Annotated in this window: 12 protein-coding genes; 8 read left to right on the top strand and 4 right to left on the bottom strand. The window is 54.4% G+C overall.

Going from position 1 to position 14,201, the window contains the following annotated elements:
* Positions 1-36 precede the first annotated feature (36 nt).
* Positions 37-2,217, bottom strand: a complete 2,181-nt coding sequence (locus EDB95_RS06900) for a DNA/RNA non-specific endonuclease (protein WP_162852500.1) — start codon at positions 2,215-2,217, stop codon at positions 37-39.
* A 103-nt stretch (positions 2,218-2,320) separates the two neighbouring features.
* Between EDB95_RS06900 and EDB95_RS06895 the strand changes: the two genes are divergently transcribed.
* From EDB95_RS06895 to EDB95_RS06875, 5 genes are all read left to right on the top strand, one after another.
* On the top strand, positions 2,321-3,127 hold the full coding sequence (locus tag EDB95_RS06895) for a class I SAM-dependent methyltransferase (RefSeq protein WP_133991942.1): 807 nt from the start codon (positions 2,321-2,323) through the stop codon (positions 3,125-3,127).
* A gap of 8 nt (positions 3,128-3,135) precedes the next feature.
* Positions 3,136-3,732: a Crp/Fnr family transcriptional regulator gene (locus EDB95_RS06890; protein ID WP_133991939.1), complete on the top strand. Its 597-nt coding sequence runs from the start codon at positions 3,136-3,138 to the stop codon at positions 3,730-3,732.
* Positions 3,733-3,783: 51 nt separating this feature from the next.
* Positions 3,784-4,551, top strand: coding sequence for an AraC family transcriptional regulator (locus EDB95_RS06885; RefSeq protein ID WP_133991937.1), 768 nt, complete (start codon positions 3,784-3,786; stop codon positions 4,549-4,551).
* Between the two features lie 30 nt (positions 4,552-4,581).
* Complete coding sequence (locus EDB95_RS06880) at positions 4,582-5,523, top strand: nitrilase family protein (RefSeq protein WP_133991935.1); 942 nt, start codon at positions 4,582-4,584, stop codon at positions 5,521-5,523.
* A 75-nt stretch (positions 5,524-5,598) separates the two neighbouring features.
* Entirely contained in the window at positions 5,599-6,186 is a 588-nt protein-coding gene (locus tag EDB95_RS06875) for a porin family protein (protein WP_133991933.1), read from the top strand.
* Here the strand turns inward: EDB95_RS06875 and EDB95_RS06870 are convergent.
* Positions 6,183-6,605 (bottom strand): acyl-CoA thioesterase, encoded by a 423-nt coding sequence (locus EDB95_RS06870; protein WP_133991931.1) that lies wholly within the window; start codon positions 6,603-6,605, stop codon positions 6,183-6,185. The two genes, EDB95_RS06875 and EDB95_RS06870, sit on opposite strands and share 4 nt — an antisense overlap.
* Positions 6,606-6,670: 65 nt before the next feature.
* Between EDB95_RS06870 and EDB95_RS06865 the strand changes: the two genes are divergently transcribed.
* Positions 6,671-6,964, top strand: coding sequence for a nucleotide exchange factor GrpE (locus tag EDB95_RS06865; protein ID WP_133991929.1), 294 nt, complete (start codon positions 6,671-6,673; stop codon positions 6,962-6,964).
* Between the two features lie 3 nt (positions 6,965-6,967).
* Positions 6,968-9,454, top strand: coding sequence for an Hsp70 family protein (locus tag EDB95_RS06860; RefSeq protein WP_133991923.1), 2,487 nt, complete (start codon positions 6,968-6,970; stop codon positions 9,452-9,454).
* A gap of 2 nt (positions 9,455-9,456) precedes the next feature.
* On the opposite strand, the gene EDB95_RS06855 is transcribed toward EDB95_RS06860, so the two are convergent.
* Positions 9,457-10,479 carry a hypothetical protein gene (locus tag EDB95_RS06855; protein WP_133991920.1) on the bottom strand — a complete coding sequence of 341 codons (1,023 nt, stop codon included), beginning with the start codon at positions 10,477-10,479 and terminating at the stop codon, positions 9,457-9,459.
* 80 nt (positions 10,480-10,559) lie between these two features.
* Here EDB95_RS06855 and EDB95_RS06850 point away from each other — a divergent pair, with 80 nt between their 5' ends.
* Positions 10,560-10,991: a hypothetical protein gene (locus tag EDB95_RS06850; protein WP_133991917.1), complete on the top strand. Its 432-nt coding sequence runs from the start codon at positions 10,560-10,562 to the stop codon at positions 10,989-10,991.
* Between the two features lie 6 nt (positions 10,992-10,997).
* On the opposite strand, the gene EDB95_RS06845 is transcribed toward EDB95_RS06850, so the two are convergent.
* A complete protein-coding gene (locus EDB95_RS06845) occupies positions 10,998-14,165 on the bottom strand; it encodes a TonB-dependent receptor (RefSeq protein ID WP_133991915.1) in 3,168 nt (1,055 codons plus the stop codon).
* Between the last annotated feature and the right edge of the window lie 36 nt (positions 14,166-14,201).

Below are 14,201 nucleotides of genomic sequence, written 5' to 3'. Positions count from 1 at the left end.
TATCAGCAAAAAGAGAAGGGGTCCATAACATACAGACTATAACTTCTCCTTCTCCTCCCGCACCCTTTTCACAGACGTCCGAGGCGTATATTCATGGCTCGGAATCAACCCTTCCCTAAATCCTTTGCTATAGTATTCCCTATAAGCCTCAATATATGCCTGGGACACCCCTTCGTTGACGTCATCGTAATCACGGCCGTGCTGCGCATCCCATAAGCCCTTCTTGTATCCGTCGCTCCTGCCATTGTCCCGTCTGTGCGCCGTATCGCCCGCGCTGAATCCCCGATCGTAAGCGCCGGTCAATAGTTCTATTTTCGACCAGAATCCACTACGGTAGCCATCCGAGGCTCTCGGGGGGATGAAGAACGAGATGTCACCGGACACGCTTCGGGGGTACTTGCCGGTTTTGTAACCCGTGGACCATCCGAGCTGATAGACCCTGTCGGCGGATTCGATGGCATCCAGTTTGCCTTGAAGGAAGTCCTTCTCCCTTCGGGTCTGTTCCAATTCTTTTTGTATCCTTTGGTGTTCCGACAGGCTGACGGTCGGCTGGTAGCTTGATTCACCCTTCTCATAGCCGCGGTTCCACTGTTCCTCGCTGTTGGGTGACAAGGGGGGGAAGTCGTACGGCCGCTGCTGTTTGAACCGGCCCGATTGGAGCCCGTGCTGGTAGGACAGTTGCCGGGCTTTTTCTTTGTACACGTCCCGCTCCTTTTTCGCCTCTTCCAGCGCCGCTCCTGTTTGCTTGAACAATTCTATAACGCGGCTGAGTTGTTGTTCGAGTTCGGCGTCCACGATACCCGACTTTTCTTTGTCGGTATCGTTCTCCCGGATGATCGCTATCAGGTTCTCCCTCAGCTTTTGGTGCATCTGTTCGTTGGCCTCAATTAACAATTCCAGCCTGTTGATCTCACCGACACCCTGATTCAGCAGCGAATCTTTGGACGTCGACTCTTCTTTAAGCCGGGCCAGCTCGTCCCTCATATCTTTGATCGGCATGGACAGCAATGCAAAAGACACGTATTCCAGCTTTATCTGCTTGGCATCCCCCAGGGTGATATCGTATACTGGATCAACCGCGGTCTTGGCCTTTTCCCCAAGCGTCGTATTGGTCACGGCCTTGGACTGCGGCTCACGGGGCGTGGTGTCGCTGTAAAGCACGTCGGAAGTAGGGTGAACCACATACCCGGTACCCGATGAATAGGCGGTAGGACTGTTGATCGGCAGGTCGTGGGTAAAATGGTCCTTCAGGTGGGCGGTCGAGACGGGCTTGCTGAAGTCCGTGTCGCTCCGGTATGTGCCGTATTCGGAATGCAGACTGCTGGCGTACCATTGATCTTCTGGCCTTAACTTATTGCCCGTCACGTTGGTATCTTGCGAATAAGTAACCTCCACCTCGTAAAAGACGATCTCGTGGTCTGAGTTTACCCTTTTTTTAACCTCCTGCTCTATCTTGTTCGACTGCTCCGAATTGACATCCTTGGGCAGCGCCGTTATATTCCGCAGCTCGTCGCCGGGGCCACCCAGGTGATCATTGAGGAGGTGACCTGCGATGTATTCATTATCAGTGAAGGTAGTCAGCCTGCCGGACTTCACGTTGGCGGCCCCGGAGGGCGTCGACCCCAGCAGGTGATCCGGTGCCAGGATGTGCGCCGTCATTTTCTTCCCTTCCTTGGCATTGCCATCGATCGGGGCCCAGCTGACGGACGTCTTTACATTCGTATTCGTCGTGGTTTTCGCGCCGTCTCCGACAGTGGTCCCGGCCTGGGTATCACCTCCTGATACCTGGGGCCGGTAGAGCTCCCAGGAGGCCTTGTTCTCCAGCAGGTCGATGGCGGACATAAACAATCCGGTACGATAAAGGTTGTCCAGGGTGATGTTATTAAAACCCGTCGACAGTTGCTCGTTGTAAAAGGTGGTTTGGTTCTGGCTGCTCGTAGCGGCCCCTTCGAGGGCGCCTTGATTCAGCATCCCCACGGCGTTTGCGTTCGTCAGGAATTTAATATGGTCGGAGATGTCCGATTTGGCTTTTGAACGCCCGGACGTTCTCCAGATGGCAACGACCATCTGCCACTTTACCTGGTCGACCAGGACGCTCTCCTTGGTTCGAACCCTTTGTACGACCCTTGCAGACTTGCTGAAGGAGGACGACGAACGGTGCGCGGCCGCCCGGGATAAGGTGCTGGCGTCGGCAGAGGCGCTTTTCGACTTTTGCATATTGAAATTTAAGCAAAAAAGACGCCTTGCCCAAAACTTGTCATAGGACAACCCCCATCCGCCCATTTCTTGCTTTTTTTGCGTATAATTTCAATCTTTCATCATGGAACGCAATCCAATGAAATTTGATGGTTCTATTGCAAAAAGCTATGACCACCACCTGGGCGCCTTTCTTTTTGAGCCCTACGCAACAGATTTGGTCGGCAGGATCGGTGTTACCGGCGTCTCCAATATATTGGAGCTCGCCTGCGGCACGGGCATTGTCACCCGACACCTGATCGATCGCTTGTTCTTGACAGTCGAACTAACCGCCACTGATATTAATGAGGAGATGCTCGCTATAGCCCAGGGCAAAATATTAGCCCCCAATATTTCCTGGGACGCGATCGATATGTCTGCCATTCCTTATGACGACGACCTGTTCGACGTCGTCGTTTGCCAATTCGGGCTGATGTTCGTGCCGGATAAAATTAAAGCCGTCAAGGAAATGCACAGGGTGCTGAAAAAGGGAGGAAAGTTGCTTTTCAATGTCTGGGGAAATATCGCAGACAACCCCATTTGGAGGATATATAGCACGGTCATAAAAGATTTCTTCCCCAACGCAGCACAACTGACTGGGCCCGGTCCTTTTTCGATGTCGGACGAAAAAAAGGTTTTGGCATTGCTAAACGAAGCGGGATTTACCGACCATACAGTTGACGCTGTGCAAAAAACAGGGGTTTGCGAGACCGCGGCCGGCGCCGCGGAAGGGTTTGTCCTGGGCACTCCCCTCTACCATTTCATTATAAAGACCGATCCTTTGTTGCTGGAAAAGTTTCAGAATACTTTGGAAAAGGCGATCATTTCCGAATTAGGCGACCTCCCTGCTCGCTCCCCACTTCATGCATGGGTGTTCAGCGCCAAAAAATAACCACTGCCATGAGCAAGGATGCAATCAAAACTTTTATCCGGGACACACTCTCGATTTCCCGTCTCTCCATTTCGGGGGAAAGGCTGGATGAAATTGTCAGCCTGTATGAACCCCACAGCTTCGCCCGGAATGACCTCTTCATAAAGGAGGGAAAGATTGCAACGCATCATTACTTTTTGACAAACGGATTTATGCGGGCGTTTACCCACAACCTCGATGGAGAGGAGGTAACCACTGATTTTTTCCATAGTAATATACCTGTCGGCGAACCTACTTCTTTGTTTACCGGCGCAAAGGCCATGGAAAATATACAGGCGCTGACCGACTGTGAGGGCTTCCTGATCTCTTTTGAGCACTCGAACAGGCTTTTTCATACGATACCGGAGTTTCGCGAGTTCGGGCGTACGATGCTGGTAAAGGACTTCGCTGCTTTTAAGAAAAGGACCTTGTCCCTGATCAATCAAACCGCCGAGGAGAGATACGCGGACCTCATCAATACCAATAAGGAGGTCTTTCAATACGCGCAGTTGAAATACATCGCGTCTTATCTCGGGATTACGGATTCATCCCTTAGCCGGATCCGGAAGGAATATTCAAAAAAATAACTACCCGACTTCAATATTATTTGAGAAATTTTCTTTCGTACATTGCCTTACATGCAAGTCCTGCCAGCTCCCATATTAAGGCGCTTCATACGGCACTATTTGTTCCTCGACTGCCCTGAGGCATGGGGAAGCCCCCTATGCTTTTTCCCCGATGGGCACCCGGCGGTCGTCTTTTCAATGGAGAGCCCTCTCTACCAGGACCAGGCAAAAATGCATCCCTTCCCACGGACTTTTGCTTATGGCGCCATCACTACCCCTAGGTATATATATGCCGGAGAACGATTGACCCTGGCGATCGCCGTATTCCATCCTCACGGCCTAAGCGCCTTTTTCAACATCCCCGCCAGCGACCTGGTGGACCAGTTTGCCCCGTGGCCGGAAGTAAAAGGCAACCCGTTCGATGTAAATACGCTGAATGCGTATTTTATCAGCCGGATGCGCGGTAATGTCAATAGCCTCGTTGAACAGGCAGTCGACTTTATCGCCAACAACAAGGGTACGAACAGCGTAGCGCAACTGATGCGCCACACCGGCCTCTCCCAAAGACAAATCGAGCGTCAATTCCACGAAACCATCGGGCTTGGCCCCAAACGACTGGGGAACATCGTACGGGTGAGTGCGTTTCTGAAAAACCTAAAGCAGGCGCCAAATGACACGCTGACCTCCCTCGCCCTTGACAGCGGCTTCTTCGACCAGGCCCACCTGATCAGGGAGTTTAAAAAAACCACCGGGATAACCCCTTTGCACTATAAGCGGGATGCCAGGCCGTTGGCGCTAAACCTGATCAGGCTGTCGGGTTCGTACAATTTCCCCGCCTGAAAGCGTTCTAGTTTTACGCTCAAAAACAACATGGACGATATTAAAGTGGCGACCGCCCAGTTCGAGCACAAAAGCGCCGATAAGGCGTATAACCTGTCTGTCATCGATGCGTTGTCGCACAAGGCCGCAAAAAATGGGGCAAAAATGGTTGTCTTCCACGAATGCTCCATCACAGGGTACACCTTTGCCAGAAAGCTTTCCAGGGAACAAATGTTGGACCTTGCGGAACACATTCCGGAAGGACCGTCGATACGGAAGCTCACACAGATCGCCTCCGGAAGAAACATCATCGTTTGCGCGGGACTTTTCGAAAAAGATGATGCCGGAAATCTGTACAAGGCTTACGTATGCGTGGACCACACGGGAGTGCTCGCCAACTACAGGAAATTACACCCCTTTATCAACCCCTATCTGACACCGGGTGATGCCTATTGTGTATTCGATGTACATGGCTGGAAAATCGGGATCCTGATCTGCTACGACAACAACATTATCGAAAATGTGCGGGCGACAAAACTGCTGGGCGCCGATATATTGCTCATGCCGCATGTCACCATGTGCACGCCATCCCCCCGGCCGGGGGCGGGTTTTGTCGATCCGGAGCTGTGGTACAATAAGGATAAAAACAAGTTACAAGAAGAATTCAATGGCCTCAAAGGCAGGCAGTGGCTAATGAAATGGTTGCCCGCACGGGCTTACGACAACGCGCTTTATTGTATTTTTTCCAACCCTATCGGGATGGATGACGACCAGCTAAGGAATGGCTGTTCCATGATATTGGATCCTTTTGGCGATGTCCTGGCCGAATGTACCGAGTTGGGGAACGATGTTGTCACAGCGACATTGACGGGGGAAAAATTGCAACAGGCCGGGGGTACCCGTTATTTAAAAGCAAGAAGACCAAGCTTATACAAAGACATCATCGGGGCGGATCACGCCTCAGTACAGGCGGTGTCGTGGATGTCGCTTTAACCCGCTCTTTGTCCGTCTCGCCGCAAAACCGCTTCCGATGCCCGTTGCCGCGCATCAACTTTGTCATAAAAAATTATGAGAACGTGCATCCTTGCGGCATTACTGCTTGTATCCGCCAACGGCTTCAGCCAAAGCTTCGTCAAACAAATCGCCAGCCACCTGGAATTCGGCCTGAAAGCCGGCGGCAATTACAGCAATTTCTACAACGCTAATTTCTCCACCGATCCGATCTACGGTTTTCATGCGGGCGCAACGATGGCCTTTAAAATCACGAAAAACTTCCTGATACAAGAGGACATCCTGTTCTCGACCGAGGGCGCAAAGGGCACGAGCGGCACGAATGGCACGAGCGGAAACATTAACCTCTACTATATGTCCGTCCCCATCCTTTTAAAAGTACGCACCAATACGGGTTTCTATATCGAGGCGGGCGCGCAATCCAACTATAAGGTAAAGGAAGACGTACCGGGCTGGGACAAAAGCGCCGGGGACTACGCCCAAAAGCTGGACTTTGGCGCAGTGGGCGGTATCGGTTACCAGTCCCCGATGGGCCTGGGCATAGGGGTCCGGTATGTCTATGGGCTGTCAAATGTCAGCAATAATACCGTCAACGGCAGTTTCAAAAACCAGGTCGCCCAGGCCAGTATCTTCTACGTCTTTTAAAGCTCCCCGTCCCATTCCGGGGCATCGGCCAGTTTCAAAACAAGCTCCTCCGGCAGGAATGGCCGCCCACCGGTCGCCCGCACACACGTCCCCGAAAAAACCGCCTTCACCACTACCTTGTTGTTGAGGAGGATGGTTTGCCTGAAGTGGAGAACGGCCTTGTTGGTCTTGTCCCGAAGGGGGCTGCAGGTGACCTGGAAGGTATCCCCGGACCTCAAAGACCGGACGAAACGGATCCGGTATTCGGACAACACCATATTGTTACCGGCGCGTGCCTCGGCTTCAAAATCAAAGCCGAGGGCTTCGCGTATATAGTCATGGCGGCAGTATTCGAGGTAGAATGGATAATAGAGGCCGTCCATGATGTTTTGGACATCGATGTGTTCTTCCTTTACGGTGTAGGTCTTTACGTATTCCATAGAGCGTAAATTTCCCTATTATTGTTGAACAAACCCTCCCGATGTCACAAAACCTTTGGGCCCGCATGGCCACCCTTGTCTTCGAACTCGAAAAAAAACTGGCGGCTGCGGAGTCTCCGGGCATAAAACGGCACCTTGACCGGATGAAGTCCGTACTGGACGAGGCGGGCATCCTGATGCTCAACCCGCTGGGGGAGCCTTACCAGGAAACCCGGACGGACCTGGAAGCAAGCATCCTGCCGGACGCCCGGGGGTCGCTCGCGGTCGTGGATGTAATCAAACCTGTCTTGTACGCGCAGGAAGAGGGTAAACGGACGCTTTTGCAAAGGGGCGTTGTCATTGTGGGTAGTAAGGCATAAGACATGGCAAGGACGATCGATTTTGCAATAGACCTGGGCACGACGAATTCTTTGATTGCTAAGAGCAACAAGGGGGTGATCGACATTTTCAAGAATCCGGCAGGGATGAAGACGACGCTGCCGAGCGTGGTGGCGTTTCGGAAGGATCGCATACTGGTGGGGGATAAGGCCCGGGAATACATCGAAAAGGACCCGTCGAACGTGTTTGGCGCGTTCAAAAGGAAAATGGGGACGAGTGAGACCTTCCTGGTGCCGAATACGGGGGGCTTCAAAACGCCGATCGAGCTGAGTACGATCATCCTGCAGGAGCTGAAGCACTTTATTTTCACGGGAGAAACGCCGGAGAGCGTGGTGATCACGATCCCGGCGAGCTTTGACACCATCCAGAGCAACGCGACGAAGGAAGCGGGGTATGCGGCGGGTTTTAAGGAAGTTTTGCTGTTGCAGGAGCCGATCGCCGCCAGCCTGGCGTTTGCCAACCGGGACGGGAAGGAGGGCATGAAGGGGTCGTGGCTGGTATATGACCTGGGGGGCGGTACGTTTGACGTGGCGTTGGTCCGGATCGAGGAGGAGGAGATGAAGGTGGTCGACCACGAGGGGGACAATTATTTTGGCGGCGTCGACTTCGACAACCTGTTGTTGTCGGACGTGGTGGTACCCTACCTGGAACAGAAGTACCAAATCGAAGGGCTGAGCACGAAGATGCGCAGCTCGGGCGGGCGGTACAACAAATTATACTATCAACTCCTGTACAAGGCGGAGGAGGCAAAGATCGCGCTGAGCGCCTACCCCTCGGCGGTGCTCGAATTTGACTTCACGGACGAAAAGGACGAAACCCACGAAGAATACCTGGAGATCACCCGGGAACAATTCGAAAAAAGCATCCGGAGCCGTGTGAAGGCGTCCATCGACTTTATCCGGCTATTGCTCGAAAGAAACAGGCTGGCGCCTTCGAACATCACCGAGGTTGTATTGGTGGGGGGTAGCACATATATTCCGCTGGTCCGGAACCTCCTGGCCCGGGAGTTGGGGATCGCGGTCAATACCGCCATCGATCCGACCACCGCGGTGGTCGAGGGGGCGGCGTATTATGCAGGCAGCAGGGCCAGCCGGTGGGAACCGGCGGAAACAAAAACCACCCGGAAAACCGAGGTGGACATCAAGATGGCCTACGCCCGTAACAGCAGGAGCGATGAAGAATATTTTGCCGCCATCGTCCGGCAAGCCCCCGCGGGCAGTCAATACCGCATCCGGCGTTCGGACGGTGGTTTTGACAGCGGGTTGAAGCCGCTGGGCGAGCGCATATCCGAAATGCTGGTGTTGTTGCCCGGGTCGCTGAACGTCTTCCGGCTGCAGTTTTTTGACGCCAGCGGGGCGCTGATAGAAACGGACGTGCCGGAGATCAGCATCGTGCAGGGGAAATTTTCCATCCATGGACAACCCCTCCCGCATGACATCTGTCTGGAAGTGGACGACACGTATGACCGGTCTACCCACCTGGAGGTGATCTTTGAACGGGGTGGCATCCTTCCCCTCAAAAAAACAATTACCAAGACGCTGAGCCGGTCTATTCTCAAAGGCAGCAACGACCAGTTGCTCATCAATGTTCTGGAAGGCAGCCGCTACGGTTCTCCGCAAACGAACCTGCCCATCGGCGTGGTGGGGATTGAAGGCCGGAACCTGAGCGCGGACCTCATCAAGGGATGCGACATAGACCTGACCTTCGAGATCAGCGAAAGCCGCGACATTACGGTGACCGCCTTTATCAGCATGATCGATGCGGAATACCGGGAAGTGTTTAGTCCCTCCACCCGGGCCATCAACCTGGCCCGGCTTGGACAGGAGATCGATTATTTGAAGCGTACCGCCGCCGGCCAGCTGAAAAAGTTCCTGGCCCAGGAATTGTACAAGGAGGGCGCGATCCTCCAGGGGTGTATACAGGAACTGGAGGACATGCAAAAACCGCTTCGGAACCTGACGGACAAAGATGTCACGGATACCAAGTTTCAGTTGGACGACCAGAAACGGAAGATTGCGCAGACGCTGGAATCCGTATCCAGGGAAGAGACGCACCTCCAGCTCCGGGAACAATACTTTGACAAAAAAGAATACTACCTGGAACTGATCACCCACGCCAACCGGCCGGACCTGCTCCGGAAATTCGAGCAGATGGGCAAGGAGGAGGCCGAGTGGATCAATACGGCCAGTACCCAGTTCATCCGTTCGAAGATGCGCGAAATGGACCGCCTGGCCTGGGACGTCCGCCGGAACAACCTCGACCACGTGATCGGCATTTACACCAGTTACGCCCTAAGGCCACCCGAGGCCTACAGCAACCCCAAGGAATTCAAACAGCTCCGGGCCAGGGGTGACGAGGCGTTGGGCCGCAAAAACATCGAAGAGATCTGGAGCATCATCCAGCGTATGTACGACCTGCTCATTGACAAAAACAGAAACGAAGAGATCAAGGGCACCGGTTTGAGGGAATAACCTTAGCGGGGGGTGTGTGCCTTGTACAGAAGGGTATCCGGAGGCGTCGAATCGTGTTTCACGATAAAGGGTGGCTTCTTCAGGACAGCGTTCATCACCGCGGTGTCCACGTGAATTTCCTCCGATGGCGCGTATTTCGGAGACGTATCCGTACCCGTCGTATACGCCAACGCACGGATGATCACAATCACCACCCATAACGCGAAAAAGGACAAACGATACGTTCTTTTCCGTTGAAGTTTTTGAAGTTCCGCGAGTTTGGCCGCCACCTGCGCACGGATATGCGACGAAACGGCAAGTTCGTGGGCGTCCTGTACCCATGCCTCCGCAACGGACCGGTTGGACGTCTGTTGGTTGAACATGGCGATGGCGGGGTGCTGCATGGCAAACGCATACTCGTCCTTGACCTGTGCGAAATGGTCGTCGGGCAGCGCCCGGATGACCTGGACGTAGGCGTGCCCTAAAAAAGGCGTCACCTGGTCAAAAGGAAGACGCGGCCCGGTGCTTTTGCCGGCGTTGCCGTGGTATCGCCTGAACAGTTCGATGTTCTTGTACAAGCCGGCCGCGATACGGCGGTAGGCGCGGTCCTGGTCCTCCCTGGTCATCAGGGGCGGGGTCGCCATCAGGGTATACATCCCATACTCGTTCCAGTGTTGAAAACAATCCGCCGCAAAATCGATGAAACTGGTAAAGTAAAAGGGGCTAAGCCAGGCCACAAACGCCGGATCGTCATACAAAGGGTTGGACGCAAAGCGGATCTCCAACCCCTCCCCCTGCAAAAACGCCAGTAACGGCGGGTCCGCCTCCACCGCGGCGTGATAGTCCGCCACGGCCGGGTTTTCCAACTCGTCGAAATACGCCAGTATGTCGTTCCGGGAAAAATGCCGCCCTTTGATCGTAAGTCCTTCCTCTTCCGACAACTCCAATTCCGCAAGAAGCTTCTTCTTTTCCCGTTGCAGTACCTTTCGGTCGTAGGGAGCGGATAAGGCTTCTTGGGTGAGTTGGGATGGGCTTATATAGCGCATACGGCAAAATAGCCAAAGATTTTCACGCAACCTCGTTTCCCGGCCCCCCGTTTTTACAATAAGCAATCAACCCCACCGCCATGAACACTAGATATCTTTGGATCCCGCTCATCCTTGCCGCCTGTCATAAAGGGCCAGGCACACCCCCACACGGCTTCGTCGGAAAATGGAACCTCATTGCTGTCCATGTCGCCGCCTACGACTCGACCGGCGTCGAGACCTCCAGCTATACCTATACGACGCCCCCCGGCAGCTATTTCGAGTTCGACGCGCAGGGCAGATGGGTGGAATCCTTGTATCCCGTGGCAGATACATCCCTCGGGCTCAGCGGGACCTGGTCGAAGGTTACCGACAGCACCTTCGTGTTGACCAACCCCATGGCATCCAGTTCGGTCGTGTGTTCCATCGATACCCTGAACTCGTCGACGTTTGCTTTCAGCGAGACCCGTCCGGCGCTTTTCAACGGGACCAGGCACGGGTACATCGGGTATACTTTCGAGCTGATTCAATAAAAACCTTTAGAACGAATACCTTGCCCCAAACTGCACCGAATAATAATTCGCCGTCTTTTGGATGGTCCCCGCGTTCTGGTTCACGCTGTAGGTAAAAGACTGGCTCGGCTGGTCGAAGCCGGTCACGTTATACAGGTTGGTGTTGATGATTTGTTTGTAGCCACCCCAACGGTAGTTCACGAGGTTCAGAACGTTGAAGATGTCCGCCCGGAGCGTGAGCTTGTGGGTCCCCGTCAGCTTGAAGTCGTAAGCGGCACTGAGGTTCCACTGGGTGCGCCAGGGCATGATCCCCCCGTTGTAGGGCGCAAACTTCCCATAGTTGTTTTGGAGGAATTTCCGGAATTGGGGGCTGGTCTTGGCCAGCAGGGTGTTCATCCCGGTGCGGATGCCCGCCGGGGTGTTCGGGTTGTTGGGATCGTAAACATACGCCAGGTCCGTTCCGTCGTTGCCTTCCCCGATGATGTCCCGGTTGACATACACGGAGTAGCGGGCGTTCTGATAAGCCTGGAAGGAAGAGCTGACGCTAAACCCATGGAAGGTGGGGCTCAGGAAAAGCGCAACAAGCTTGTTGGGCTGGTCGCCATCGCTTCTCCAGTTTTTGCCATAAGAGGAATAGGTCCAGTAGGAGGAACCTACGCTAAAGTTTGCGTTCCGCGGGTCGCCGTTATCGTAGGGCGGTGTGCCGGTGGCCTTGCCTTTGGCGTAGCTCACGCTAAACGTCCCGTCCTTACCGATCTGGACAGCGGCCTCCACCATGGCGCCCCAGTATTTGGAGGACCAGGAAGTATTCGTAAAGTAACGGACCTGGTTAAAGTCGGGTGCGATCCGCGAGTTGGCCAGGACCGGCAGGTAACTCGTCGACGACGTATTGCTGAGGGTGCTCGCCGGGACATAGATCTGGCGGCCTTCGTTGGTCACGAATTCCGGTGTGCGTTTCAGGTTCAGGTCATAGAGGTAAAAGTTATCCCACGTATTGTCGAAATAGACGTTGGCGCCCATCCGGAACCAGGTATTGAAATAATGATAGTAGCTGGCGCTTGTCTTAAAGGTAAGCGGGTTCTTGAGGTGTTTGTCCAGCGCCAGGACCGTCGCCGGCTGCTTGGTGGTGAGACTGTTGTAATACGCCCCCCCCGGGACGGCGTTGAAATCCTTTTGGTACAGGGCCCACTGCGCGGGGGGCACGTTCTGCAGGATGTTCACCTGGCGGAAATCGACCCCGTTGTCGATGTGGGCAAAGGTTATCGGCTGTGTCGTCAGCTCCGATGCGAAAAGACCGGCCCCGACCTTGACAATGTCCCGGCCGTTCCCGTGGACGTCCCAGATCAGGTTGGCCCGGGGCTGTATATTCTTGGCGTCAAAGGGTACGACATGGGTATTGACCCCCAGTTCCTGCTCCAGGAGCGGGTTGTACGTAGGAGGGCTGCCGATGATCTGGCCGTCCCAGCGAATACCGACGGTCAGGTTCAGGTTGGGTTTCAGGTTGGTCTCCATTTGCGCAAACAGGCCCAGCTCGATCAGGGGTATGCTGACCATCGGGTTGGTGCCGTTCAGCGGAATCTTCCGGTTAAACCGGTACGGGTTGTTGTTTTGGAGGTCGGTGATGCTCGCATAATAAAACTGACCCTGCTGGTCATGCGACAACCGGTCCGTGATGTGGTTGATGTTGTTGTCCGTACCAAAAACAAAATGGAGGTTCCCCGTATTGTAGCGGAGGTTGTCGATGATCTGGACCACGTCGGAGGCGTCCCGCTCCGGTACCCAGTTCTGGTCCCCAAAGGCAACGGTGATGTTTCCCGTGCTGCCGTCGCTAAAGGTCGAGGTCACGTTGACAAAACCTTCCGGTACGTGGTTGTTGAGAAAAGTAAGGAATTTCCGGTACGTGCTGAAGTTGAGCTTCAGGTCGTTCGTCAACCGGGGATTGAATTCCGTGCGGAGCCCCAGCATGGCCGCGTTGTCGATTTCAATACCGGTATACTCGGTGGTCAGCAGCCCCGCGGACTTGAGCTTGTTCGGGTCCACAAAGTGGAGGTAGTTGTACTTAAACGTCAGCAGGTTTTTCTTGTTGATGTTCCAGTCGATCTTGGCAAAAGCATTTTGCGTCCTTTGCGTGATGCTGATGGTGCCAAACTGCTGGCTGGCAGGAAAACCAAAGGTCGGGCTCTCCAGGATATTGACGATCTGCTGCAGGTTGGCCTCCGTGATACCCAGGTTCTTTTCCGCCTGGGCCTGGGTAGGGCCGGAAAAATTAAAATCGTAGGCCCGGAACGGAATGGTATTGTTGTACTGGTCGTAGGCGACCAGGAAGTGCACCTTGTCCTTGACCAGGGGCCCGCTAAACAACCCGCCAAACTGGCCGGTCTTGTAGTTGTTGGTCAGGTGGTTCCCATAGACGTCCTTGTCCGCCGCCAGCGAGCTCGCCCCGTAGTAACCCCAGGCTGCACCGGACAGCTTGTTGGTCCCCGACTTGGTGATCGCTTTGACCACCCCGCCCGAACCCCGGCCGTTGGTGACGTCATACGCATTCGTAGATACTTCAAATTCACGGATCGTCTCGGAAGAAATGGAGAAAGCCGCGTCCGAGATCCCCCCGAAGTCCGCGCGCCGGTTACTCACGCCGTCCAGCATGTACCCCGTACCACCCGCCTTGGCACCCGCCAGGGATGCCCCGTTGGCCAGGGGAGACAAGACCATGAGGTCGGTATAGTTGCGCGAAACCAACGGTATCTTCTGGATGGCGCGCCCTGTAACTGCCGTACCCGTACCCAAACGGTCGACGCTGTTGTTAAAGCTGTTCGAGTGAATGGTCACTTCCGACAGCTCCTTGGCGCTACGGCTTAGTGTGATTTTATGAAGGACAAGCCGGTCCCCCAGGTTGAGCACGTTGCCCTTGAAAAGGGTCGTCTGTGTTCCGACGGCCGACACTTCGATATCGTAGGTCCCCACCGGGAGATCCCTCAGTTCAAAGTACCCTTTTTTGTCGGTCACGGTTGTCGTCGAAAAACCCGTCGTCGTATTCCGGGTAGCGATCGTCGCCCCCTCTATCGGCTTACTGCCGTCATCATACACAAAGCCGCTGATGGTCGAGCCGGCGGACTGGGCATACATCGCCCGGGGAAGGATAAGGCATAGGAAAGCAGCCACCAGTAATCTGGCCGCAAGGTTGAAGCAGTTCATCTAATTCGATTTTGCTGCTGCAAATCTATCGGGTAA

This window comes from Dinghuibacter silviterrae, assembly GCF_004366355.1.
GTDB classification, from domain to species: Bacteria; Bacteroidota; Bacteroidia; order Chitinophagales; family Chitinophagaceae; genus Dinghuibacter; species Dinghuibacter silviterrae.
This window is presented reverse-complemented; position numbering and strand designations above follow the sequence as displayed.

What these genes read in the sequence shown, in the direction of transcription:
- EDB95_RS06900 (WP_162852500.1), bottom strand. Translation starts at nt 2,217, where the DNA reads ATGCAAAAGTCGAAAAGCGCCTCTGCCGACGCCAGCACCTTATCCCGG.
- EDB95_RS06895 (WP_133991942.1), top strand. Translation starts at nt 2,321, where the DNA reads ATGGAACGCAATCCAATGAAATTTGATGGTTCTATTGCAAAAAGCTAT.
- EDB95_RS06890 (WP_133991939.1), top strand. Translation starts at nt 3,136, where the DNA reads ATGAGCAAGGATGCAATCAAAACTTTTATCCGGGACACACTCTCGATT.
- EDB95_RS06885 (WP_133991937.1), top strand. Translation starts at nt 3,784, where the DNA reads ATGCAAGTCCTGCCAGCTCCCATATTAAGGCGCTTCATACGGCACTAT.
- EDB95_RS06880 (WP_133991935.1), top strand. Translation starts at nt 4,582, where the DNA reads ATGGACGATATTAAAGTGGCGACCGCCCAGTTCGAGCACAAAAGCGCC.
- EDB95_RS06875 (WP_133991933.1), top strand. Translation starts at nt 5,599, where the DNA reads ATGAGAACGTGCATCCTTGCGGCATTACTGCTTGTATCCGCCAACGGC.
- EDB95_RS06870 (WP_133991931.1), bottom strand. Translation starts at nt 6,605, where the DNA reads ATGGAATACGTAAAGACCTACACCGTAAAGGAAGAACACATCGATGTC.
- EDB95_RS06865 (WP_133991929.1), top strand. Translation starts at nt 6,671, where the DNA reads ATGGCCACCCTTGTCTTCGAACTCGAAAAAAAACTGGCGGCTGCGGAG.
- EDB95_RS06860 (WP_133991923.1), top strand. Translation starts at nt 6,968, where the DNA reads ATGGCAAGGACGATCGATTTTGCAATAGACCTGGGCACGACGAATTCT.
- EDB95_RS06855 (WP_133991920.1), bottom strand. Translation starts at nt 10,479, where the DNA reads ATGCGCTATATAAGCCCATCCCAACTCACCCAAGAAGCCTTATCCGCT.
- EDB95_RS06850 (WP_133991917.1), top strand. Translation starts at nt 10,560, where the DNA reads ATGAACACTAGATATCTTTGGATCCCGCTCATCCTTGCCGCCTGTCAT.
- EDB95_RS06845 (WP_133991915.1), bottom strand. Translation starts at nt 14,165, where the DNA reads ATGAACTGCTTCAACCTTGCGGCCAGATTACTGGTGGCTGCTTTCCTA.